22 protein-coding genes are annotated in these 22,175 nt (G+C 47.8%); 16 read left to right on the plus strand and 6 right to left on the minus strand.

Going from position 1 to position 22,175, the window contains the following annotated elements; translation table 11 throughout:
- Window positions 1-236: 236 nt before the first annotated feature.
- Complete coding sequence (gene miaB / locus AC3WTP_RS12410) at window positions 237-1,790, plus strand: tRNA (N6-isopentenyl adenosine(37)-C2)-methylthiotransferase MiaB (RefSeq protein ID WP_492394930.1); 1,554 nt, start codon at window positions 237-239, stop codon at window positions 1,788-1,790.
- Window positions 1,791-1,876: 86 nt separating this feature from the next.
- The gene (locus tag AC3WTP_RS12415) at window positions 1,877-2,356 is read left to right on the plus strand and encodes a YlbF/YmcA family competence regulator (protein WP_492394931.1); all 480 of its coding nucleotides are present in this window, start codon (window positions 1,877-1,879) and stop codon (window positions 2,354-2,356) included.
- A 101-nt stretch (window positions 2,357-2,457) separates the two neighbouring features.
- On the opposite strand, the gene AC3WTP_RS12420 is transcribed toward AC3WTP_RS12415, so the two are convergent.
- The gene (locus AC3WTP_RS12420) at window positions 2,458-3,465 is read right to left on the minus strand and encodes an electron transfer flavoprotein subunit alpha/FixB family protein (RefSeq protein WP_492394932.1); all 1,008 of its coding nucleotides are present in this window, start codon (window positions 3,463-3,465) and stop codon (window positions 2,458-2,460) included.
- Between the two features lie 381 nt (window positions 3,466-3,846).
- On the opposite strand from AC3WTP_RS12420, the gene AC3WTP_RS12425 reads away from it, so the two are divergent.
- From AC3WTP_RS12425 to AC3WTP_RS12445, 5 genes are all read left to right on the plus strand, one after another.
- Window positions 3,847-5,538, plus strand: coding sequence for an AMP-binding protein (locus AC3WTP_RS12425; protein ID WP_492394933.1), 1,692 nt, complete (start codon window positions 3,847-3,849; stop codon window positions 5,536-5,538).
- A gap of 185 nt (window positions 5,539-5,723) precedes the next feature.
- Entirely contained in the window at window positions 5,724-6,140 is a 417-nt protein-coding gene (locus AC3WTP_RS12430; protein WP_492394934.1) for a PaaI family thioesterase, read from the plus strand.
- 95 nt (window positions 6,141-6,235) lie between these two features.
- Window positions 6,236-6,775, plus strand: a complete 540-nt coding sequence (locus AC3WTP_RS12435; protein WP_492394935.1) for a cysteine hydrolase family protein — start codon at window positions 6,236-6,238, stop codon at window positions 6,773-6,775.
- A gap of 40 nt (window positions 6,776-6,815) precedes the next feature.
- Window positions 6,816-8,321, plus strand: a complete 1,506-nt coding sequence (locus AC3WTP_RS12440) for a nicotinate phosphoribosyltransferase (RefSeq protein ID WP_492394936.1) — start codon at window positions 6,816-6,818, stop codon at window positions 8,319-8,321.
- A 62-nt stretch (window positions 8,322-8,383) separates the two neighbouring features.
- Window positions 8,384-9,259, plus strand: a complete 876-nt coding sequence (locus AC3WTP_RS12445; RefSeq protein WP_492394937.1) for an SMP-30/gluconolactonase/LRE family protein — start codon at window positions 8,384-8,386, stop codon at window positions 9,257-9,259.
- An 831-nt stretch (window positions 9,260-10,090) separates the two neighbouring features.
- Here AC3WTP_RS12445 and AC3WTP_RS12450 read toward each other — a convergent pair.
- The 4 genes from AC3WTP_RS12450 to AC3WTP_RS12465 form a co-directional block, all read right to left on the minus strand.
- Window positions 10,091-10,774: a GNAT family N-acetyltransferase gene (locus AC3WTP_RS12450; protein ID WP_492394938.1), complete on the minus strand. Its 684-nt coding sequence runs from the start codon at window positions 10,772-10,774 to the stop codon at window positions 10,091-10,093.
- 29 nt (window positions 10,775-10,803) lie between these two features.
- Complete coding sequence (locus AC3WTP_RS12455; RefSeq protein WP_492394939.1) at window positions 10,804-11,481, minus strand: GNAT family N-acetyltransferase; 678 nt, start codon at window positions 11,479-11,481, stop codon at window positions 10,804-10,806.
- A gap of 26 nt (window positions 11,482-11,507) precedes the next feature.
- Entirely contained in the window at window positions 11,508-12,365 is an 858-nt protein-coding gene (locus AC3WTP_RS12460; protein ID WP_492394940.1) for a carbon-nitrogen hydrolase family protein, read from the minus strand.
- 300 nt (window positions 12,366-12,665) lie between these two features.
- Window positions 12,666-13,628, minus strand: coding sequence for an L-lactate dehydrogenase (locus AC3WTP_RS12465; protein ID WP_492394941.1), 963 nt, complete (start codon window positions 13,626-13,628; stop codon window positions 12,666-12,668).
- 177 nt (window positions 13,629-13,805) lie between these two features.
- On the opposite strand from AC3WTP_RS12465, the gene AC3WTP_RS12470 reads away from it, so the two are divergent.
- The 5 genes from AC3WTP_RS12470 to AC3WTP_RS12490 all read left to right on the plus strand — a co-directional run bounded on the left by AC3WTP_RS12470 (window position 13,806) and on the right by AC3WTP_RS12490 (window position 18,101).
- Window positions 13,806-14,129 (plus strand): metal-sensitive transcriptional regulator, encoded by a 324-nt coding sequence (locus tag AC3WTP_RS12470; RefSeq protein ID WP_492395130.1) that lies wholly within the window; start codon window positions 13,806-13,808, stop codon window positions 14,127-14,129.
- A gap of 40 nt (window positions 14,130-14,169) precedes the next feature.
- The gene (locus AC3WTP_RS12475) at window positions 14,170-14,373 is read left to right on the plus strand and encodes a cation transporter (RefSeq protein ID WP_492394942.1); all 204 of its coding nucleotides are present in this window, start codon (window positions 14,170-14,172) and stop codon (window positions 14,371-14,373) included.
- A gap of 165 nt (window positions 14,374-14,538) precedes the next feature.
- A complete protein-coding gene (locus tag AC3WTP_RS12480; protein ID WP_492394943.1) occupies window positions 14,539-16,941 on the plus strand; it encodes a heavy metal translocating P-type ATPase in 2,403 nt (800 codons plus the stop codon).
- A gap of 106 nt (window positions 16,942-17,047) precedes the next feature.
- A complete protein-coding gene (locus AC3WTP_RS12485) occupies window positions 17,048-17,332 on the plus strand; it encodes a HesB/YadR/YfhF family protein (protein WP_492394944.1) in 285 nt (94 codons plus the stop codon).
- Between the two features lie 268 nt (window positions 17,333-17,600).
- Window positions 17,601-18,101, plus strand: coding sequence for a DUF3939 domain-containing protein (locus tag AC3WTP_RS12490; RefSeq protein WP_492394945.1), 501 nt, complete (start codon window positions 17,601-17,603; stop codon window positions 18,099-18,101).
- Window positions 18,102-18,201: 100 nt separating this feature from the next.
- Here the strand turns inward: AC3WTP_RS12490 and AC3WTP_RS12495 are convergent, their stop codons facing one another.
- Entirely contained in the window at window positions 18,202-18,777 is a 576-nt protein-coding gene (locus AC3WTP_RS12495; RefSeq protein WP_492394946.1) for a thymidine kinase, read from the minus strand.
- A gap of 155 nt (window positions 18,778-18,932) precedes the next feature.
- Here AC3WTP_RS12495 and glsA point away from each other — a divergent pair, with 155 nt between their 5' ends.
- From glsA to AC3WTP_RS12515, 4 genes are all read left to right on the plus strand, one after another.
- Entirely contained in the window at window positions 18,933-19,865 is a 933-nt protein-coding gene (gene glsA, locus AC3WTP_RS12500; protein ID WP_492394947.1) for a glutaminase A, read from the plus strand.
- Window positions 19,866-19,960: 95 nt separating this feature from the next.
- Window positions 19,961-20,338 carry a YuzC family spore coat inner layer protein gene (locus AC3WTP_RS12505; protein ID WP_492394948.1) on the plus strand — a complete coding sequence of 126 codons (378 nt, stop codon included), beginning with the start codon at window positions 19,961-19,963 and terminating at the stop codon, window positions 20,336-20,338.
- A 144-nt stretch (window positions 20,339-20,482) separates the two neighbouring features.
- Window positions 20,483-21,334 carry a DUF72 domain-containing protein gene (locus AC3WTP_RS12510; RefSeq protein ID WP_492394949.1) on the plus strand — a complete coding sequence of 284 codons (852 nt, stop codon included), beginning with the start codon at window positions 20,483-20,485 and terminating at the stop codon, window positions 21,332-21,334.
- A 190-nt stretch (window positions 21,335-21,524) separates the two neighbouring features.
- Window positions 21,525-22,118, plus strand: coding sequence for a 50S ribosomal protein L25 (locus tag AC3WTP_RS12515; protein ID WP_492394950.1), 594 nt, complete (start codon window positions 21,525-21,527; stop codon window positions 22,116-22,118).
- Window positions 22,119-22,175: the final 57 nt, after the last annotated feature.

Raw genomic sequence — 22,175 nt, forward strand, 5'->3', positions numbered from 1 at the left:
ATCGGAAAGCCGTATGAAGGAAAACTTCACGTACGGTTTGATGAGGAGGGGCTGGGAAGCCAGCCCTTTACTCTAGAACTTGCATGCAATTAAAGGGGATTCTGACATACTCCGTTCAAGCAGCGGCGTGGAATCCTATATGAATAAATGTTATAATTTGAAGGATGCATAATTTGAAGTTTATGTGAATGAGAAGAATGATATACCCTATACATGGAGAAGGAGTGACCATAGGAATGAGTCAAGAGAAGAAGGATTACTCCAAATATTTTGACTTTTCACAAGCGAAGGTAATCTCTGAGGACGAGACAGGCAAGAAGATTCGTCTAAACGGCCGTGAAATTCACATTATGTCTGAACCCAATCATAAGGAAGAGAAGAAGCGGGGCAAACAAGCTGTACAAGTTCACTACGAAGAAGCAGTTCCCGAATCTCTGCGCGGCATTGGTAACGGTAAGCGTTATCTTATCTATACATTCGGCTGTCAAATGAATGAGCATGATACAGAGACGATGAGCGGTCTTCTCGATGAAATGGGCTATGAGAAGACGACTGAACGAAAACTCGCGGATATTATCCTGCTGAATACGTGTGCGATCCGTGAAAACGCGGAAGACAAGGTATTTGGCGAGCTGGGTCACTTAAAGACGCTGAAGCTTGAACGTCCAGGCCTGATTCTTGGTGTATGCGGCTGTATGTCGCAGGAAGAGTCGGTTGTAAAGCGGATTATGCAGAAGCATCCATTTGTAGATATGATATTCGGAACACATAATATTCATAGACTGCCTTACTTAGTTCGCGATGCGCTGTTTAACAAAGAAATGGTGGTTGACGTATGGTCTAAGGAAGGCGACATTATTGAGAATCTGCCGAAGAAGCGTTCTGGGATGCGCGCTTGGGTGAACATTATGTACGGCTGCGATAAGTTTTGTACATACTGCATTGTGCCCTATACACGAGGTAAAGAACGCAGCAGACGTCCAGAGGACGTAATTGCGGAGGTGCGCGAGCTGGCGCGTCAAGGCTATAAAGAAATTACGCTTCTCGGTCAAAATGTGAACGCCTACGGCAAGGACTTCACAGACATTACGTATCGATTTGGCGACTTGATGGACGATATTCGTAAGATAGACATCCCTCGAATTCGTTTCACAACCTCACATCCGCGTGACTTTGATGATCACTTAATCGAAGTGCTGGCGAAGCGAGGGAACCTCGTTGAGCATATCCATCTACCCGTTCAATCTGGCAGCAGCGCGGTATTGAAGAAGATGAGCCGAAAGTACGACCGCGAGCTGTTACTGACGTTAGCTGGCAAGATTAAAGCGGCTATCCCGGATGTAGTTCTGACCACGGATATCATAGTAGGATTTCCCGGCGAAACGGACGAACAGTTTGAGGAAACGATAACACTTCTAAGGGAAGTAGGCTTTGACTTTGCTTTCACCTTCATCTACTCACCTCGAGAAGGCACTCCTGCCGCAGGTATGGAAGATAATGTGCCGATGGATGTGAAGAAGGAGCGCCTGCAGCGCTTAAACGATGTCATGCAGGAGCTCAGCCGTAAGAGTAATGATAATATGCTCGGTCAGACGGTAGAGGTGCTTGTTGAGAGCGAGAGCAAAAATAATGCTGAGGTGTTGTCTGGACGTACGCGTACGAACAAGTTGGTACACTTTACAGGCGGCAAGGAATTAATCGGTCAATTCGTCCATGTCAAAATTAGTGAGATTAAGTCGTTTTACATCAAGGGCGAGCTTGTCACAGAACCGATGCAAAAGAGTTCTTAAATTTTGAGGGAAAATCAGTTACAATGGAGATAAATGTCATATCCTCCTCGAGGGAAGACACTTGAATGAGATGGGAGAGGTTCTCGTTGGCAGACCAAGAACAGCATTCGCACCACGATCATGACCACGATCATGACCATACGAACTGTGGAATTCCTAAGTTCAACACCCGCGACCTGCTGGTGCGGGAAGATATTATGGAGAAAGCTAAGCATCTTGCCGATCTGATCCTCACAACGGATGAAGTGAAGCATTTCCAACAAGCGGAGAAGCAGATCCAAGCGCATACTCACTTACAGGAAGTCATTGCACAGCTGAAGAAGAAGCAGAAGGAGATTGTAGCCTTCGAATCGTTCCAGAATAAGCAGATGGTGGAGAAGATTGAGGGTGAGATCAGCGCCCTGCAGGATGAAATAGACAACATTCCACTCGTCGTTGAATTCCAGCAGAGCCAGTCAGACGTCAATTACTTGATGCAGCTGATCATGTCTGTCATCCGTGATTCAGTGGCTGAGAAGATTGAAGTTGAGCAGGCGAAGGTTGAAGAACCGGATGAATGCGACTAATATAGTTCGGTATAAAAAGACGATTGAGGAGGTCTCAATCGTCTTTATCTTTACATATCAAGCTATTCATACATAGCAGCAGCGTAATCACGAATGATGCATCAAGCAAGCATTTTACGAAATTCTGCAGTCAGGAGCGGCACGATCTCAAATAGATCCCCCACGATGCTATAATTAGCCACTTGAAAGATCGGTGCGTTTGGATCCGTATTAATGGCTACAATAACTCGAGCCTGGCTCATGCCTGTCAAGTGTTGAACAGCTCCGCTGATCCCGCAAGCAAAATAAATCTCAGGAGCGACGACTCTGCCAGTTTGCCCGATCTGAATGGAATGGTCGCAGTAACCCGCATCACAAGCACCGCGAGTGGCTCCAACAGCTCCGTTCAATACAAGTGCCAGCTGTTCTAACGTCTTGAAGCCTTCAGCGCTTCTAACGCCTCTGCCTCCGGAAATAATAATCTTGGCTTCCGATAAATTTACAGAGCCTGTCATTCGTTGGACGACATGCTTAACTGTTGTACGAAGCGAGACTGCAGGCAATTGCAGATAGGTGATGTCACATGAAGATGAAGCGGGCATATCGCTCCCTATGATGGATTGCAGCCTATATATCGGCGCAAAGCTATTAGGCCGTATATTAATGATATATGGTTTGGTATCATACATGAGATTATATGATGCAAGCCCTTTTCCAGCACGGCTCGGACGCACAACCTCCCAGCTGGATTCCAACCTGTGAACATCAACAGCATCGCATATTACACTTGCATGCATATACGAGGCCAGCAATGGGGCCAGCTCACTTCCCATAGCTGTGCTGCCGAACAATAGAATGTCCGGTTTATACTTATCGCAAAATGTACTTATGGCTGAAAAGTAGATATCGGATTCATAGTATTTGAAGGATTCATCATCAGCAAGCACGAGCTGGTGTATGCCAAGAGCTTCAAGCTGTAAAGCAGGTTCTTGCAGTTGATATCCTACGAGCAATGCGATAATTCGATCACCTTGTTCATATAATTGTACTGCCGCCTGCATCGCCTCGAATGTAACTTGTCGAAGCTGTTTACCTCTCATTTCTGCGATCACAGCGATATTGCGTCCCATGGCTAGACACACTCCTTTAACTTACCCTCCACTATTCCTTGTCAAAAATATATGCATAGTACAAGTGAACATTTCTGTTGCGGCGTATTAATTGTGTATTCCTAACATAAGCATCAACATACGTAATTATAGTGGGCAAGTCCTTCTAATGAACACCATTTATTACTATTATCACGATTTCTGATTACAGTATAACGCTTTTCACGGGGAGTGAAAGTAGTCATAACTGGCAAAATGAGTGATTTACGATTTATTTCACAATTGATTGTGAGAGCGTTTACAGAGCAGGCTGAAATCATAATTTCATATCTATATGCATGTCCATTAATAAAATGAGTAGCAGATTAATGCCGTACGCATACGGCGGGGGAGTGAAGCTGCATGTATGGAGAAAGACCTTGGTTAGGTCATTATCCTCCAGAGGTCGCACATTCTTGTGAATATCCCAATTCCAATCTTGCACAATTACTCGTCAATACAGCTGATAAATTTCCTCATCATGACGCACTTGACTTTCTAGGCAAGCGAATGAGCTATGAGCAGGTTCTGGAAGGCGCATACAGATTTGCAGATGGGCTGAAAAATATAGGTGTGAAAAAGGGAGACCGTGTGGCGCTGATGCTTCCGAACTGCCCGCAAATGCTTATCTCGTATTATGGCACTCTCATGATGGGCGGGATCGTCGTGATGACCAATCCCCTCTATGTTGAAGGAGAACTTTCTCACCAGCTTCGTGATTCAGGCGCAGTCGCCATCGTAACGCTCGATCTGTTATTTGAGCGTGTCAATAATGTCCGCAAGCTGACCAGCGTAGAGCATGTTATTGTTGGCTCGATTGCTGAATATTTGCCATTTCCTAAAAATATGCTGTACAAAATAAAAGCTAAAAAGGATGGTCAAAAGCTGGATGTACCTGATCTTCCGTATGTACGCCGCTTTCGTTCTTGGTTAAGCAAACAGGAGCCGATCGTGGCTTGTGTCGAGGTAGACGGTGAGAATGATATTGCGATGCTTCAATATACAGGTGGAACTACGGGTGTAGCGAAAGGGGTTATGCTGACACACAAGAACCTCTTGTCCAACACAATTCAGGCAACGAATTGGTTCTATAAAGCAAGGCTTGGAAAAGAAGTGTTTCTTGGTGCTCTACCTTGCTTCCATGTGTTTGGATTAACCGTGCTCATGAACCAATCGGTATACATTGCTGGGGAACTCGTCCTGCTGCCGCGATTTGATGTCAAGACGGTGCTTACGCAAATACAGAAGAAGAAGGCTACGATATTCCCAGGAGCCCCAACGATGTATATCGCGATTAATCATGCTAAAGATATAAAGTCTTATGATATCAGCTCGATACGAGCATGTGTTAGCGGGTCTGCGCCGCTGCCTGTTGAAGTGCAGGAAACATTCGAAGCGTTGAGCGGGGGGCGTCTGATCGAAGGATTTGGTTTGACGGAAGCTTCTCCAATCACTCACGCCAATAATGTATGGGGCTATCGCAAGATCGGCTCTGTCGGGATTCCTTTTCCAGATACAGAAGCGGCTATCGTTAATTCGGAGACCGGCGAAGAACTTCCTGTCGGGGAGATCGGTGAAGTGATCGTACGCGGACCGCAGGTGATGAAGGGGTACTGGCAGCGTCCAGAGGACACGGCTGCTGTGCTGCGCAATGGATGGCTATATACAGGCGATATGGGCCGCATGGATCAAGAAGGCTTCTTCTACATCGTGGATCGCAAGAAGGATATGATTAATGCGAGCGGATTCAAGGTGTATCCGCGCGACGTTGAAGAGGTGTTGTTCGAGCATCCTGATGTGAAGGAAGCGGTTGTCATCGGAGTTCCTGATCCGTATCGCGGTGAGACGGTAAAGGCGTTTATCGTCTTAAAGGACGGAGCTAAGCTTACCAAGGAGCAGGTCATCGCTTGGTGCCGCGGCAGGCTGGCAGCTTTCAAGGTTCCGCGCATCGTGGAGTTCAGGAGCGAATTGCCGAAGACGATGATCGGCAAAGTACTTCGGCGCAAATTAATTGAAGAGGAACTCGCGAACAATAAGAAGGATCATTCATCTTGAATGGATCTTGATTGTATATAGATTGGATCTAGATTGGACGTGAAGCAGCAAGTTGAAGTAAAATATAAGATGTTAGATTGTTGAACCTGCCCTGTAGACCGGTCGTATCACTGCGACCGGTTCGTGTCGTTCAGGGGAGGAGTTAAGAACTGGGGGATCGTAGGGATATGATGCAGGAGAGTAATTTGAAAGCAACTAATATGGTTGCTAAGATTCAAGAGATTGAAGAGCAGGCTAAGGATACGTTTTGGGGGTACCTTGGCTGTAAGATTGTTGAACTGAATGAGCAAGAAGCGGTTGTCAGCATGGAGGTTAAACCGCATCACTTAAATATGATGGGGCTCGTTAATGGCGGCGTAACCGCTTCGCTGATCGACAATACGATGGGGATGCTCGGTGTGGCCGCTCGTCCGGAATATTCTATGGTGACAAGCGATCTTAATCTGAACTATGTCGCACCATTTACAGAGGGAACTTTATTCGTGAAGGCCCATATCGTGCATGCTGACAGTCGATCATTAACCTGCTATGCCACAGTAAGCGATGATCAAGGCCGTATCGGTACTATCGGAACAGGCACCTTCCGGGCAAAGCGCAAGTGATTGCCGATAGGTTGACATTTTGTTCGGATTTGCCATAATAACGGTAACATCATTTGTTAGATAATATCAGCCTTTAGGTGAAGGAGCTGCTAGTTATGAAAGCTTTAATCGTCGTGGATTACACTTATGATTTCGTGATCGGAAAGCTGCCTTGCGGCGATCCAGCAGTAGCTATTGAGCAGCGGATTGCCGAATTGACAGAGCAATACGTATCTAACGGTGACTTTGTCGTTATGGCGGTTGATGTTCACGAAGAGTATGATGCGTTCCATCCTGAGACGAAGCTGTTTCCACCGCATAATATTCGCGGAACATCAGGACGTGATCTGTACGGCAAGCTGAAGGAAGTGTACGACCAGCATCAAGACAGCATCTATTGGATGGATAAGACTCGGTACAGCGCCTTTTGCGGAACTGATCTGGATATCCGGTTGCGGGCGCAGGGTGTGAAGGAACTTCACATCGTTGGCGTGTGCACGGATATTTGTGTTCTTCACACAGCAATAGAAGCTTACAATCTAGGTTATACAATCGTTATCCATGAAGATGCTGTAGCCAGCTTCAATGATCAAGCGCATCATTGGGCACTGCAACACCTTCGCAATACATTGGGCGCTGAGGTAGTGAGCGGCTGAAGAGCCAAGCCCAACAGATAAGCAGAAAGAAGGGACTAATATGAATATGTCCATGGCGCTGCACACCGACAAGTATCAAATCAACATGATGTACGCCCATTGGAAAAATGGCACTCACGAGCAGTGGTCGGTATTTGAAGCGTTCTTCCGCAAGATGCCGTTCGGTAATGGCTACGCTGTATGTGCTGGACTGGAGCGCATCATTGAGTACATTGAACAGCTTCGTTTCACGGATGAGGATATCGAATATTTGCGTGAACAGGAAGAGATGTATGAGGATGCGTTTTTGGAAGAGCTGCGCACATTCCGATTTACAGGGCATCTGGATGCTGTACGGGAAGGCACGCTCGTATTCGCGAATGAGCCGCTATTGCGTATAGAGGGCCGCATATTCGAAACACAGCTGATTGAGACAGCGTTGTTGAACTTTATGAACTACCAGACGCTCATTGCAACGAAGGCTTCACGCATAAAGCAGGTGGCGAAGGACGATATTCTGATGGAATTCGGTACGCGTCGTGCGCAGGAAGCAGATGCTGCACTGTGGGGTGCTAGAGCCGCGTACTTGGCTGGTTTTCACGCCACTTCAAACATGCTCGCAGGGCGGTTGTTCGGTATTCCTACGAAAGGCACTCATGCACATGCTTGGGTGCAAAGTTTCACAAACGAGCTGGAGGCTTTCCGTAAATATGCTGAAGCGCTGCCTAATCAGGTCACGTTGCTCGTGGATACATATGATACGCTGCACAGCGGTATTCCGAACGCGATAGAGGTCGCTCGTGAGCTTGAGAAGCAAGGAAAACGGCTGCTCTCTATTCGTCTGGACAGCGGAGACCTGTCGTATTTGTCGATTGAAGCGCGTCGCATGCTGGACGAAGCTGGCTTGCATGATGTGAAGATCGTTGCTTCAAACGATCTTGACGAGCACACGATCTCGGATCTGAAGATGCAGGGTGCGAAGATAACGAGCTGGGGCGTCGGCACACAGCTTATCACTGCGGCTGACCAACCGTCTCTTGGCGGTGTGTATAAGCTTGTGGAACGTGAATTGAACGGGAAGATGGAGCCGACGATCAAGATATCGGCGAATCCTGAGAAGGTCATCTATCCTGGCAAGAAGGACGTATATCGGATCATTCATCCGAAGAAGAAGAAAGCGATCGCGGATTATATCTGTCTCTCGGGAGAGCAGGATGTCGAGCAGCGCGCTCGCCTGAAGCTGTTCGATCCACTTCATCCTTACATGCATAAGTACGTGGACAACTATGACTATATTCGACTGCTGACGCCGATTTTTCATGAAGGACAGCTTGTGTATGAGCGACCTTCACTGGAAGAGATTCGTGAGCATCATAAGACCCAGATCAACATGTTCTGGGCGGAATATTTGCGCAAGACGAATCCTGAACCGTACCATGTGGACTTTAGTACTAGAGCATGGCAGCTGAAGCGGGATATGATCGAGCTGTATGTACAGGAGAAAGAGCAGCTGCGAGCGCTTCGTCAGGACGATACGGATGATGCGGACGATGAGGAGTTGTCTTAACGCTAGTGCTGCCGCTGTTGTTGCTGTCGCGTGAACCATTATGATAGAGCGGGGGAGTTATGATGGGACAAGAGATCGAGCAAGACTCGGCATCAGTCCGAGTGGGGGGTACTCGCACAAGTAAAATGTTCACTGCGACTAACGGCTTTACAGGAGGGATTGAGGGTCCTGCATGCGATAGAGCAGGTAATCTCTACGCAGTCAATTACGAACGCAACGGGACGATCGGCCGAGTTACTCCGGAAGGAGAGTGCTCGGTGTTCCTGCAGTTGCCTGAGGGCAGCATCGCGAACGGAATTCGCTTTAATTCGGCGGGTGAAATGCTGCTGGCGGATTATGTGGGGCATAACATCTGGAAGTATAACATGGAGCAGCAGGAGTTATCGTTACATGCGCATGAACCGGCGATGAATCAGCCGAACGATATATGTATCACGGCAACGGACATCGTCTTCGCAAGCGATCCGAATTGGGACAATGAGACAGGTAAGCTGTGGCGAATACTTCCTGATGGGACTGTAACGCTGATTGAGGCGGGTATGGGGACGACGAATGGCATTGAGATCAGTCCCTCCGAAGATACACTGTATGTTAATGAATCTGTGCAGCGCCGAATATGGAAATACGACTTGTCAGAGCAGGGCGAGCTGTCCAACAAGCGCTTGTTCACGTCCTTTGACGATTACGGATTGGACGGAATGAGATGCGACGCTGACGGCAAGCTGTATGTAACCCGGTTCGGAAAAGGTACGGTTGCCGTATTTACCTCAGATGGGGAACTGGTTGAGGAGATTCATCTGCATGGAAGTGACTGCACGAATCTGACGTTTGGCGGGGCTGATGGAAGAACGGTATATGTGACCATTTCAAATAACGGCAACGTGGAGACTTTCCAGGCAGATTGCCGCGGGCGCTGCCGCATGCTGCTCGATCGATAATAGAATACGTTGAAAGTCTAGAGGGCTGCTTAAGCATAGGATAGTTGATGCTGGCAGCTCTCTTTCTTATTTAGGAGAGACTCTATGCTTAGAAAATGAACTGTGAACTGAGCTTCAACATTAAGTTTGAATGATTGGATCTGACATTAATGATGGTATTGGTCGATTATTAACCACATTAAATATGCGTATACTGGTGGAGGATTACTGCCTTATTTGGCAGGGGGGAATTTATTTAATGTGATTAATCAATGCGTATGATGATTTGCTCATTCGCGATGCACCGCACGACCAACGCCGTTTACGCGAAAGCGGCTTTTCCCCGTTAACGCACCGCCCACGCGCGTATACCGCACGCTGTAACGGGGAAAAACCGTGTAATCTCGCTCGCAATGACCCGCTCGCGCATCGCAGCGCCCGCGAAAGCGGGTTTTTCCCTGTTACCGCACCTCCATCGCGCGTTCCGCACGCTGTAACGGGGAAAAACCGTGTTAACTCGCTCGCGAAGACCCGCTTGGCAATCGCGGCCCACGTGAAAGCGGGTTTTTCCCCGTTATCGCACCGCCCACGGGCGTATCGCACGCTGTAACGGGGAAAAACCATGTAATCTCGCTCGCGAAGACCCGCTCGCGCATCGCCGCCCACGTGAAAGCGGGATTTTCCCCGTTAACGCACCGCCCCCGCGCGTACCACAACTGTAACGGGAAAAAAGGGGGTAAACTCACCCCCGCGCAATCCCCGAGAAATAAGAAATAAATTATTTCTCGGGAAACCGCAGGTTTCGCCACTTCACCGCAGGAACGTGGCGACCGATGTCACATCAGGTGCATTTTATAGCGGTTTTAAGGTAATATGGTCACGTAGACCGAGGTCTTCAATCATATCTAACCACGCCTGCGGCTTGTTCGGGAGCACTCTATAGTACCACTGAAGAAAGTCCACGACTAAGCTAGCCGGAACCGAATCCTGTTCACCCAACATAGGCATGAATCCGAAGTCGAGCTCGGATACAGCAGAACCGTCATTTTCCCAGGAAGGGTGTACATATGGGAAGTCTAGACGCTCATAGCCAAGATGAGACAGCACTTCGCGACGCACATAAGGGTTCATTGTCATGACCCCGCCAAAGTCTGCACCCTGAACGCGGTAAGGATCATAGATCTCCGCGAACATCCCGATCAGACGCTTGCCGACAGCCGCAGCAAGCTGCTCCAGATCGCGTTCGCGTTCCTTGAACAGGAAGCGTCCAATGCCTAGTCCAGGACGCCCAATGATCGTGAAGTCGGTCATGGCTACCTCTAAATGCTCCACATAACGGTATTCCGTAGCGCCTACAACTTCATCCTCATAGACCGCAACGTAGACATGGATGGAGGGGTCCTCAAGCGGCTCGCGCCAGAGGTCATACGCAAGCACTTCTTCTTTCGGGAAGATGCTCCCCATAAGGTTGTGCATTTTACGGAATAATGGATCTTCAATTGATGTGATGCGCACATAAGATAACGTAGAGGACATGATAAGAGCTCCTTTATAAATAGTATAGTTCATTCCTTAATGTCATTAACTATGAAAGGATTGCGCCATTCCATAAGCAGACCGCGATTGCAGGACTCCTCGTCATCCAAATAATTATGAACCACCTCTACCGGAGTTCTCCCGCAGCGAAGCAGAAAAGTAATGACTGGGTCGCGTAATTCGCCCTTTAAGACAGCAGAAACATACTGCTCAGGAGTCATGTGATCGCAGTGCTTGTGATAGCCAGGCATACGACCTCCGCCAAGAAGGCGAGCAAGGCGGTGATGGACGACCACCTGATACATCGCTTGCATGAGGATGCGACCTATGCCGCAGGCACGAAAAAGTGGTTTCACACTAATATCTACGACGTAAAGCGTATCGCCATCATCTTGATGGGTGCCGATATAGCCATTGTCGGTTACCTCCGCCCAAGGCAAGTGAACAGTATGTCCATCGCTCTTAATGAGCAGTCCAGTCATCGAGCCGATCAGTTTTCCATCGAACTCGACACATAGCGCGCCATCGGGAAATAATCGCACATGATTCCGAATCTGAGCCTCATTCCACCACAGCTCCTCGGGAAAAGGAGGAGGAAAGCATTCGCGTTGAACGTCAATTAAAGCTTCAATATCGCTCTCATTGTATGAACGGATGGTTATAAGAATCGGCTTATGTTCATGAAAGACATACATCTGCTGATACATCTCGTCACTCCTTTACTGCCCAAGTGCTACGACCAATCGGTGTACAGATCAGTGCGGCGGTCGCGCCATGTCGTGACCGAGCCTTTCTCGCGCACACGGTACAGAAGCTCTAGATTCAGATCGGCAGTAATGATCATATCGTTATTAATCTCGCCTTCAGCGATAATGCCGCGCGGTGGGAACGAGATGTCATTCGGCGCGATCACGGCAGCCTGACCATAATTCGCACGCATCAAGTCCACCGTATCCAGAGACCCTACTGTTCCCGTTACGACGACATAGACTTGATTCTCAATGGCACGCGCGTGGCAGCAATACCGAACGCGATAGAAACCTTGGCGTTCATCCGTACAGGACGGACAGAAGATGATATCGGCTCCTTTGGCGCGCACCATGCGCACGATTTCCGGAAACTCGATGTCGTAGCAGGTGAGCATAGCAATTGTACCTTTACTAGTGTGAAATACTTGTACCTCATCGCCAGCAGCCATGTTCCATTCCGTTACCTCAGTCGGTGTAATGTGCAGCTTGGCTTGCTCTGCTATAGAGCCGTCCGGGTAAAATAAATGCGCTACATTGTACAGCTTGCCTTCACGCTCAATTACGTGAGTACCTCCGATTAGGTGCATGTCGTACTGTTGAGCCAATCGGCTGAACAGATTCGTATAAGCCTCAGTAAAGGAAGGCAGGTCTTGAATGGAAAGTGCGGATCCATCGGCATTTCCAATCGACATCAATTGGGTCGTCATAAATTCGGGGAACAGTACGAAATCCGTCTCGAACTCGGATGCGGTACGAACATAATGTTCTACTTGATGGGAAAAGTCCTCGAACTTATGGATGGTATGCAGGTGGTACTGCACAGCGGATACACGAATACTCATCTTGAGGCACCTCCATATTAATCAACATCATAACCTCTATTATTATGCAGTAGAGTGTGCACTAAGGCAATAACTGCCAATAATGAAGTGCAAACGAACGGTTACAGATTGGTATCGGAGGATCAAGAAATGTGAGGGTAGGCAAGAAATAAACGATGGTAGCGGGACTTTTTTTACCGAGGATTGCAGAAGAAGATTGATCTATTAATAGTTTGATCGCACTGAAATAAATGAAATAGGAGCTTGCTTCAGCAGTCGAATAGTCAACCACTTAGAAAGCTCCTAACATGAAGAATAACTCTACAACTCGTGATCAGGGAAAATGGAATGTATCGCCTCTTTCATCACCTTAGCGGAGTGTTGCAGCTTTTCTAACTCATCCTCATTGAGCACTAGCTCAACCACATCCTTAATTCCGTTGCGGTTAATAACCGCGGGTACGCCGATATACAGATCATTTAAGCCGTATTGCCCGCTAAGATAGGCCGACACAGATAAGATGCTGCTTTCGTTACGTAGTACAGCGGTTGTCAAGCGGGCGAGACCCATGGCAATACCATAGTGGGTAGCCCCTTTACGTTCGATAATGTGATAAGCGGCATCGCGCACATTGACAAAGATCTCATCAAAACGTTCTGGCGTAGGTACGGGATGTCTAGCAAGGTAATCAGACAAGCGCAGTCCGCCGATTGTAACATGGCTCCATACGGGCAGTTCAGTGTCACCATGTTCACCCATAATGTACGCATGCACGCTTCTTGGATCGATTTCAAGTTCATCGCTTATCAAGAATCTAAGGCGAGAGCTGTCTAGAATCGTACCGGAGCCGATGACGCGACTAGGAGGCAGGCCTGAGTATTTCCATGTCGCATAGGTGAGGACGTCAACTGGATTCGTAGCGATGATAAAGATCCCGTCGAAGCCGCTCTTCATAATCGATTCAACGATGATCTTGAATATTGCAGCATTTTTACCGATCAGATCAAGCCTTGTTTCACCAGGAGCCTGATTGGCCCCAGCCGATATGACGACGATGTCAGCATCCTTGCAATCACTGTAATCACCAGCCCAGATACGCATATTGCTGGCAAACGGAATACCATGGTTCAGGTCCATGGCGTCGCCTTCTGCTTTTTTGTGATTGAGGTCAATAATGACTAGCTCCGATGCGACTCCCTGATTCAACATCGCAAAAGCATAGCTCGCTCCGACGAGACCCGACCCAATTAGAGCTACGCGCGACACTTTACCAACTGGTTTCATATACTAACTCTCCTTGCGTTGAGGTTTGCATCAAATGTTCAGCACGCTACATACTGTACCCAAGAAGAGTTGGAAACATCCGCAAACACCCTCTTGCATAGGGTAGGGGGGTATGCTATGATGAGGGCAGAGGTGATGACAACAATGGATAAATCCAATGAGCATAAGAATAAGCAGATGTCTTCTGAATGCATGCATGAAGAGTGCTGTAATGAAGAAGGAGTGCGCAAGAGCCATCATTCCGATGAGATGAAGAAGAGTCTTGTTCACCGTCTTAATCGAATCGAAGGTCAAGTTCGCGGAGTGAAATCGATGATTGAACGTGACACCTATTGTGATGACGTACTTCACCAGATCGCTTCAATTGAATCTGCACTTCATTCTGTTGGACGATTGCTGCTTGCCGGCCATATGCGAAGCTGTGTCGTTGACAGACTTCAGCAAGGTGATGATGCTGTCGTGGATGAATTGCTTGTCACCATTAACAAGCTGCTTAAATAATTTGCAGTCCATATTTCATCATATCTAAGGAGGATTCATCATGAATACAATTACTTGGACAGTTGAAGGCATGTCTTGCGGACATTGCAAGGCTTCGGTTGAGAAGGCGGTTGCTGCACTGGAAGCGAAAGCTGAGGTTTTCTTGAACGAGAAGAAAGTTACAATTACTTACGATGAAGCTAAGACATCGCAAGATGCGCTGCGTGAAGCAATTGAAGATCAAGGATACGATGTAGTTCAATAGGCTGCTGTATCTTCAGTGAATGAGGAGCACAAGCTTTAATGATAAAGTGGTGCTCCTTCTTAATCGCGAATTCCAAGCCTCATCTCATCTTAGGATGGATGAATTTTTTTCACTAAATATATAGGGTATAGGGGTATCTTTGAGAATAGAGAGGTGTGAAGTCAGATGGAAGAACGGACATTTCTAGTCGGCGGTATGACGTGTGCAGCATGCGCGACCCGAATTGAGAAAGGACTGAATAAGCTTCCAGGTGTAACTGAGGCTAACGTGAATCTGGCTTTAGAGCAAGCGAAGGTCGCTTATAATCCTGCAGAAATCAATATGGAGGCCATCGCAGCTAAAGTTGAACAATTGGGCTATACAGTAGAGCACAAGAAGATAGAATTCGATATCGAAGGCATGACGTGCGCGGCCTGCGCTGCTCGAATCGAGAAAGGCTTGGCAAGGGTACCGGGGGTATCGCGTGCAACTGTCAACCTCGCGACAGAAGTAGCACAAGTGGAAGGGATCAGTATTGACGAGTCAGTACTGATCGCAAGAGTCCAGAAGCTGGGGTATCAAGCGACACCGCGCTCACAGAAGGAGCAATCGGAAGATTCACACATAGATCGGGCAATCAAGCAATTAAAGTGGACATTTATCATCTCGGCTATCTTGTCAGTACCTCTGCTCTGGTCTATGGTCTCTCATTTTTCGTGGACATCATGGGTATGGCTGCCTGACTTTCTAATGAATCCGTGGGTGCAGATGGCTTTGGCAGCGCCTGTTCAGTTTATTATCGGGTGGAGATTCTATCGAGGCGCTTATAAGGCAATGCGCAACGGCAGCGCTAATATGGATGTGCTCATAGCCCTCGGTACATCAGCCGCTTATTTCTACAGTGTGTACCTGGCATGGCAGTGGCAGATCGGCGCGATTCATCACCCTGAAATGTATTTTGAAACAAGTGCCATCCTGATAACGTTAATCTTGCTTGGCAAATGGTTCGAAGCGGCGGCTAAAGGCCGGACATCACAAGCTATAAAAGCATTGATGGGACTTCGAGCCAAAAGTGCGACGGTCGTTCGTAACGGTGTAGAAATGGTGATACCCGTCGAGCAAGTGCTGGTCGGAGATCTTGTACGAGTAAAGCCAGGTGAGAAGATTCCGGTGGACGGCATTATCGAGTCCGGCACCTCTACGGTCGACGAGTCCATGTTGACTGGTGAAAGCATTCCCGTCGATAAATCGGAAGGCGACTCTGTGTATGGAGCGACGGTTAATGCGCATGGATCACTCGTGATGCGGGCGACGAAGGTTGGCTCTGAGACAGCTTTAGCACAGATTATACGAATCGTTGAAGAATCTCAAGGCTCGAAGGCGCCGATCCAGCGGGTGGCGGACCGCATATCCGGTATTTTCGTACCGATTGTTGTCGGGATAGCCGCACTTACGTTCCTCATTACCTATTTCTTCGTACATCCGTATGAATTCCAGATCGCGTTAGAGCGGATGATCGCTGTTCTCGTAATAGCCTGCCCTTGTGCGCTCGGTTTGGCAACACCAACCTCGATTATGGCTGGCACAGGCCGCGCGGCTGAATATGGCATCTTATTCCGCGGCGGAGAACAGCTGGAAACAGCTTACCGCGTTCAGACCATCGTGCTCGACAAGACCGGTACGATCACTGAAGGTGAGCCTTCCTTGACCGCGTTCGTTAACCAATCGGAGCACGAGGAAGCGGACTTGAAACGCTGGGTTGCAGCGGCAGAACGAAGTTCCGAGCATCCGCTCGCGAAAGCAATCGTCGACGGTTTAACGGCTGAAGGTGTAGAGAGGGTGGAGGCGGAGCAGTTTGAAGCGATACCTGGGTACGGTATACGAGCACATGTGGAAGGGCATGTACTCGAGATTGGTACACGTCGCTTAATGAAGCGGCAGGACATACAGATATCAGATGAGCTTGAAGCACAGCTTCAGCAGCTGGAACTTGAGGGCAGCACAGCGATGCTGATTGCGGTTGATGGTCTGACAGCAGGCCTAGTGGCAGCGGCAGACCGCGTGAAGTCATCATCGCAAGCGGCAATCAAGCGATTGCATGATCTTGGACTTCGTGTAGTGATGTTAACTGGCGATAACACGAGAACAGCGCAAGCCATTGCGGCACAGGTTGGCGTTGATGAAGTCGCGGCGGAGGTGCTTCCAGAGCAGAAGGCCGAATATGTACGCAAGTATCAGGAGCAAGGGCACTCTGTTGCGATGGTCGGCGACGGTATCAATGATGCTCCTGCACTGGCGGCAGCGGATGTCGGCTTCGCGATCGGAACAGGAACGGATGTCGCGATGGAGACGGCGGGCATCACCTTAATGCGCGGTGATCTGAACGGCATAGCGGACGCGCTGGAAATGAGCCGCCGCACGATGCGCAACATTAAGCAGAACTTGTTCTGGGCGCTGGGCTATAACAGCTTAGGTATCCCGGTCGCGGCGATCGGCTTGCTGGCTCCTTGGATAGCCGGCGCGGCTATGGCCTTCAGCTCAGTATCCGTCGTGCTGAACGCGCTCCGCTTGCAGCGAGTAAAGCTATAGCTTACAAAGTAGGCATTTCTCCCATTTCATGCTATCATTTAGGTACAGCGTTCATCGCCAGATGACTTCAAGTTGAGCAAACGGAATGATAAAGGAGGATGTTCACATGCAGCTAAAAGTGACACCTGCAGCGGCAGAACGATTCAAGACAGAATGGGGATTTGAACAAGGGGATGATATCCGTATCTTTGTCCGTTACAGCGGATTCAGTGAGAGCGGCCCTTATTCTTTCGGTATTATGAAAGATTCCCCGCGTGACCCCGCGACCCAGATACAGACTGGCGGATTGACGTTCTATATGGAGCAGAACGACTTATGGTTTCTGGATGAAAAAGAATTAACCGTCGATGAGAAGCATGAGGAGATCGTGTTTATTCGGGGGACTAAATAAGAATTTAGCTCTTTGGTCATGCTTCCGCACATGATCGATCCATAAGGGGATACCTCTTGAACAGGGCAGTGATTGCAATATGCTATTACTTTCCCGATAGAGAGGTGTCCCTTTCATTTATGTTAGGTTGTAATTATGAATTTTGACACTTTTATTAGGCCTGAAGACTCACAATAAGGGGAAAATATGCTATAATATTGTAAACGGTTACAAATCATCAGGTTGATAGCACCAATATCTCCGTATTTTTCGAGAGGAGTTGACATTCATGGGACTCTTACAACGATTATTCAGGAGTTCGAAATCAACTGCAAAGGTTGAACCGTACGACATGCCTATCCAAGTAAGTCTTGAGCAAGTGAAACAGGCCGTACTGGATTGGGAGCGTGATATGGGCGAGAAATTCTCACGAACATCTCTTATGAGAGAGGATTGTAGTCTGGATCTTCATCGCTTGCGCCGTTATTTAGGCGGTACTTCAACCCAATGCTACTGTATGTCGCGTAATACGTATCAAATATTCGAGGAAAGTGACAAGCACATCCCGCAATATCTGGATATGGTTCAAGACGCTGTCGATGATTATTTGGAGGAGCACCTGGACTTGCCGATTATCGAAGGGTCAAGGAATCGTCAGGTTCATTATGATCGCTTGATTGCAGGTCATTATTTGAAAGAGAAGCCATCGATTCCTCTGTATATTACAACTGAAGAATTTCTGCTGACACATAAGCCGGATTGGCACATGAACAGCTTAGGATCTGGCTAGTGAGACCATATCCACCTAATTGAACGACAAGGCCGCCAGTTCCGTTTGCGGGATAGGCAGCCTTGTTTTTTTATATCATCAATAGCACTCCATTAACCATTTATTGCAATGGCGGGTTCTTATGACATCTTCGACAAACGGGATAGTAGCTGTCGTTGCCGCCAATCTGGATCTGCTCCCCTGTGTAAACAGGCTTCCCATCATCTCCGATACGAAGATTCATCGTTGCTTTACGTTCGCAGAACCAACAGATCGTCTTCATCTCCTCGATCTTATCCGCATAGAGGAGCATATACTTGCTGCCTTCAAACAATTCATTACGAAAATCATTTTTCAGACCAAAGCCCATTACAGGGATATCCAGCTCATCGACGATCTGAGTCAACTGCTCAATATGATGCTGTTTCAAAAATTGAACCTCATCTATAAGTACGCACGAGATGCTCTGAGTCTGATTCTTCACAATCGTGAAAATATCAGTGTCTTCATATATAGGCAGAGCAGGCGCGCTTAGACCGACACGAGAAGATACATAACCGATTCTATCGCGATTATCCAGTGCGGAAGTAAAGATAAGCACATGTTTATGCTGCTCTTCATAATTGTGGGCAACTTTAAGGATTTCAATAGATTTGCCGCTGTTCATCGCTCCATAGCGGAAATATAATTGTGCCACTAGTGTCACTCCGTTCTTCTTTCAGTTCTCAAGGCTCTATCATACCATAACTATCTGCAGGCAGGTCAATTTGTCCGTTGGAAATGGTTGCTGTTTGCCCGTATGGAGTACAAGCAGAATACAAACGATAGGTATGGAATGGAGTGTGGTATTAGATGGATTGGGACAATAATCGCAGGATCCTGCCGGATCTCATTAAAGAAAGCCGAATGTTAGCTCGCGCTGGCGCACCGGCTTCGTATATACCGCGACTTGCAAGTGCTTCAATTGATGCAGTTGGCATCAGTATGATGGGAGTCGATGGCGTGACGGTTGAAGGCGGCGATACGAATATTGAATTTACGATGCAGAGCGTGTCCAAAGTATTCTCCTTGCTGCTTGCCTTAATCGATAACGGTGAGGATCGTGTATTCAGCAAGGTTGGAATGGAACCGACAGGTGATGATTATAACTCCATGCTCAAGTTGGAGCTTGTAGAACCGGGCATACCCTTTAATCCTTATATCAATGCCGGAGCAATCGTGATTGCTTCCTTAATTAAAGGGCGGAATTCACAGGAGAAGAGCAGGCGGATGCTTGACTTTGTTCGACTGTTGGCGGACGATGATTCAATTATTTGGGATGAGGAAGTTTATGAATCAGAACGTGAGACTGCGAATCGCAATCGATCGTTGGCCTATTTTTTAGCGAGCAATGGTGTACTGGAAGAAGATGTGGAAGATACTTTGGATGTGTACTTCAGACAATGCTCTATTCTGGTTACGTGCACACAGCTTGCACGTATGGCACTCGTACTGGCTACACGAGGAAAGCATCCTGTTACCGGGGAGCAATTGATTCCGCCAAGATATGTACAGATAGCGAAGTCCTTCATGGTAACCTGCGGGATGTACAATGCATCCGGAAAGTTTGCCATCAATGTCGGCATTCCGGCTAAGAGCGGTGTCTCAGGCGGGATAATGGCCGTTATTCCTCGTCAGTCAAGCATCTGTGTATTCGGTCCTTCACTCGACAACAAGGGGAATAGTATCGCAGGTGTTCATCTGTTGGAATCGCTGTCAAGAACTTACGATTGGTATATTTACTAAATGTTCGATGCGATTCATGTATAGAGTGTCACACAGACAAGACGAATATCATAGGCTGACATCATACCGATATGGCTAGATTGGGGACTATCAATATGAAAAAGTCAACCAGACCATTAAGTGTGATGCGGCCGCATGTTCGCGGAACACTTCGCTCCTACGAAAGGCCTGATCTTTATCCGCAGGTCGATCCTGCTAAATTAACATCATCTGCAATGGAATCTGTTGAGATGATGAAGCAGTTGAGCCAGTTCCTGCAGCGAATTCGCGACTCGAAGCCATTCGCCAGCCAATTGATGGATGCGGCGCAGCGCGGAAATCGAGCAGAGGTCGATCGGCTCATTAAGTCTGCTGGAGTAAGCAGGCAGTATACGATAAACTATAATCCACAAGGCTTCCATCTGGTCATGAAGCAAGGAGATGCTGAATCCCCATGCTGCAAAGTGGAGGCTACGTTATTCTGGGGCGAATAGCATATGCAAACGGATTGCCGTGCCGAATGAGGCACGGCAATCATTCATGTCATGATATCAACAAGAAGCTTAGAGACAAGTTATAATAGTACCATTGTACATGCTATTTATAGTTCTCAGGTTCAGAGGGAGGTGGGCTGAAGTTTGATACATGTTGGATTAGCAGGTTGGGGAGATCAAGATGAGCTGTATGCCGCGAGAACGCGTGCAGCGGACAAGCTGGCGCTGTATGCTCGACATTTTCCAATAGTGGAGTGTGACAGTTCTTTTTATGCGATCCCTAAGCCGGATACGGTATCCAGATGGGTCACGGAGACTCCAGCACACTTTCAATTTATCGTAAAGGCATACCAAGGCATGACAGGGCACCAGCGCGGAACAAGCTATTACAAAAGTGCGGCCGAGCAGTTTCAAGCCTTGCAAGCCGCAATCGCTCCGATGATTGAAGCTGATAAACTAGGCGCTGTGCTGTTTCAATATCCGCCTTGGTTCGATTGCCAACACAAGCACGTAGAAGTGCTGCGTCGGACGAAGGAATGGATGCGTGACATTCCTTGCGCACTGGAGTTTCGCCATCAGAGCTGGTATCGGCCTCAGGTTATGGATAAGACGATAGCGTTCATCCAAGAGGAGAAATGGATCCATAGCATCTGCGATGAGCCGCAAGCTGGCGAGGGTTCGATTCCGATCGTACCTATTGTGACGGACAGCGATAAGACGGTTGTTCGTTTTCATGGCCGCAATGCGGATGGATGGGTGAATCGCGGGCAAGCGAATTGGAGGGATGTTCGCTACCTGTATCGATACGCTGAGGAAGAGCTTCATGAATGGCATTCTCGCTTAATGCAGCTAGTACAAGATTGTAAACAGCTGTATGTGATCTTCAATAACAATTCGGGCGGAGACGCGGCAGGGAACGCGAAGCAATTGATGCATATGTTAGGACAGACAGTGCAGTCGTTTCCTCCACGTCAGATGGACCTGTTCAGCGATTAAACTATTTATACTGTGATGCATATTCCAGATTAGCGGATAAAGTGCATAGCTATAATTTAGACATAATATACGGATCTGATAACGAATAGAAGTCCTTTCTGCTAGAAATTGGATGAATGAAAAAAAGTTTCACTCACGAAACAATCGGGTAATAGTTATAGTGCTTACAATTGAAGGAGGATGACCTAACATGAGTGGAGAAGAACAAACATTACATCTGGCAGCAGAGATGAGAACGATGTCTACACGTTCCAAACTTCAAGAGTTAAGAGACAATGGGCGTATTCCGGCAGTTGTGTATGGCGCCCAGTTCGATAGCATTCCGGTTCATGTCAACGCTAAAGAAGCGTCCATGATCGCAAATCGAGGAATTTCAGAGATCTTTAACCTGTCTGTAGCCGGTAAAGTACCCGTTCAAGCTATTATCAAAGAAGTACAGCGTCGCAATGGCAAGATCATGCATATCGATCTCCAGCTAGTTCGGGCAAACCAACGAATTCGAATCCCTGTTCCGATCGAGTATGAGGGAACGGCTAAAGGTGTGAAGTCTGGCGGTTTGCTTCATGTTCAAGAAGTCAACTTGAATATTGAAGCTTTGCCAGACGATATTCCAGCATCAATTGTCGTGGATCTGACACCGCTGGAAGTCGGTGAGAAGATTCTGGCGGGCTCGCTGGTGATGCCGGAAGGTGTACATCTCATCAATCACCCTGACGATTTGCTCGTATCTGTCCTCGCGCCGCGTGTTATAGAAAATGATGAGACTGTGGAAGTTGAAGCATAGAAGTCTAACGGAGAAGAGTAACTTCATAATAAGACAAGTAAAGCGCTGTTCACCTGT

The sequence above is a fragment of the Paenibacillus sp. EB106-04-04-XG159 genome, assembly GCF_058791835.1.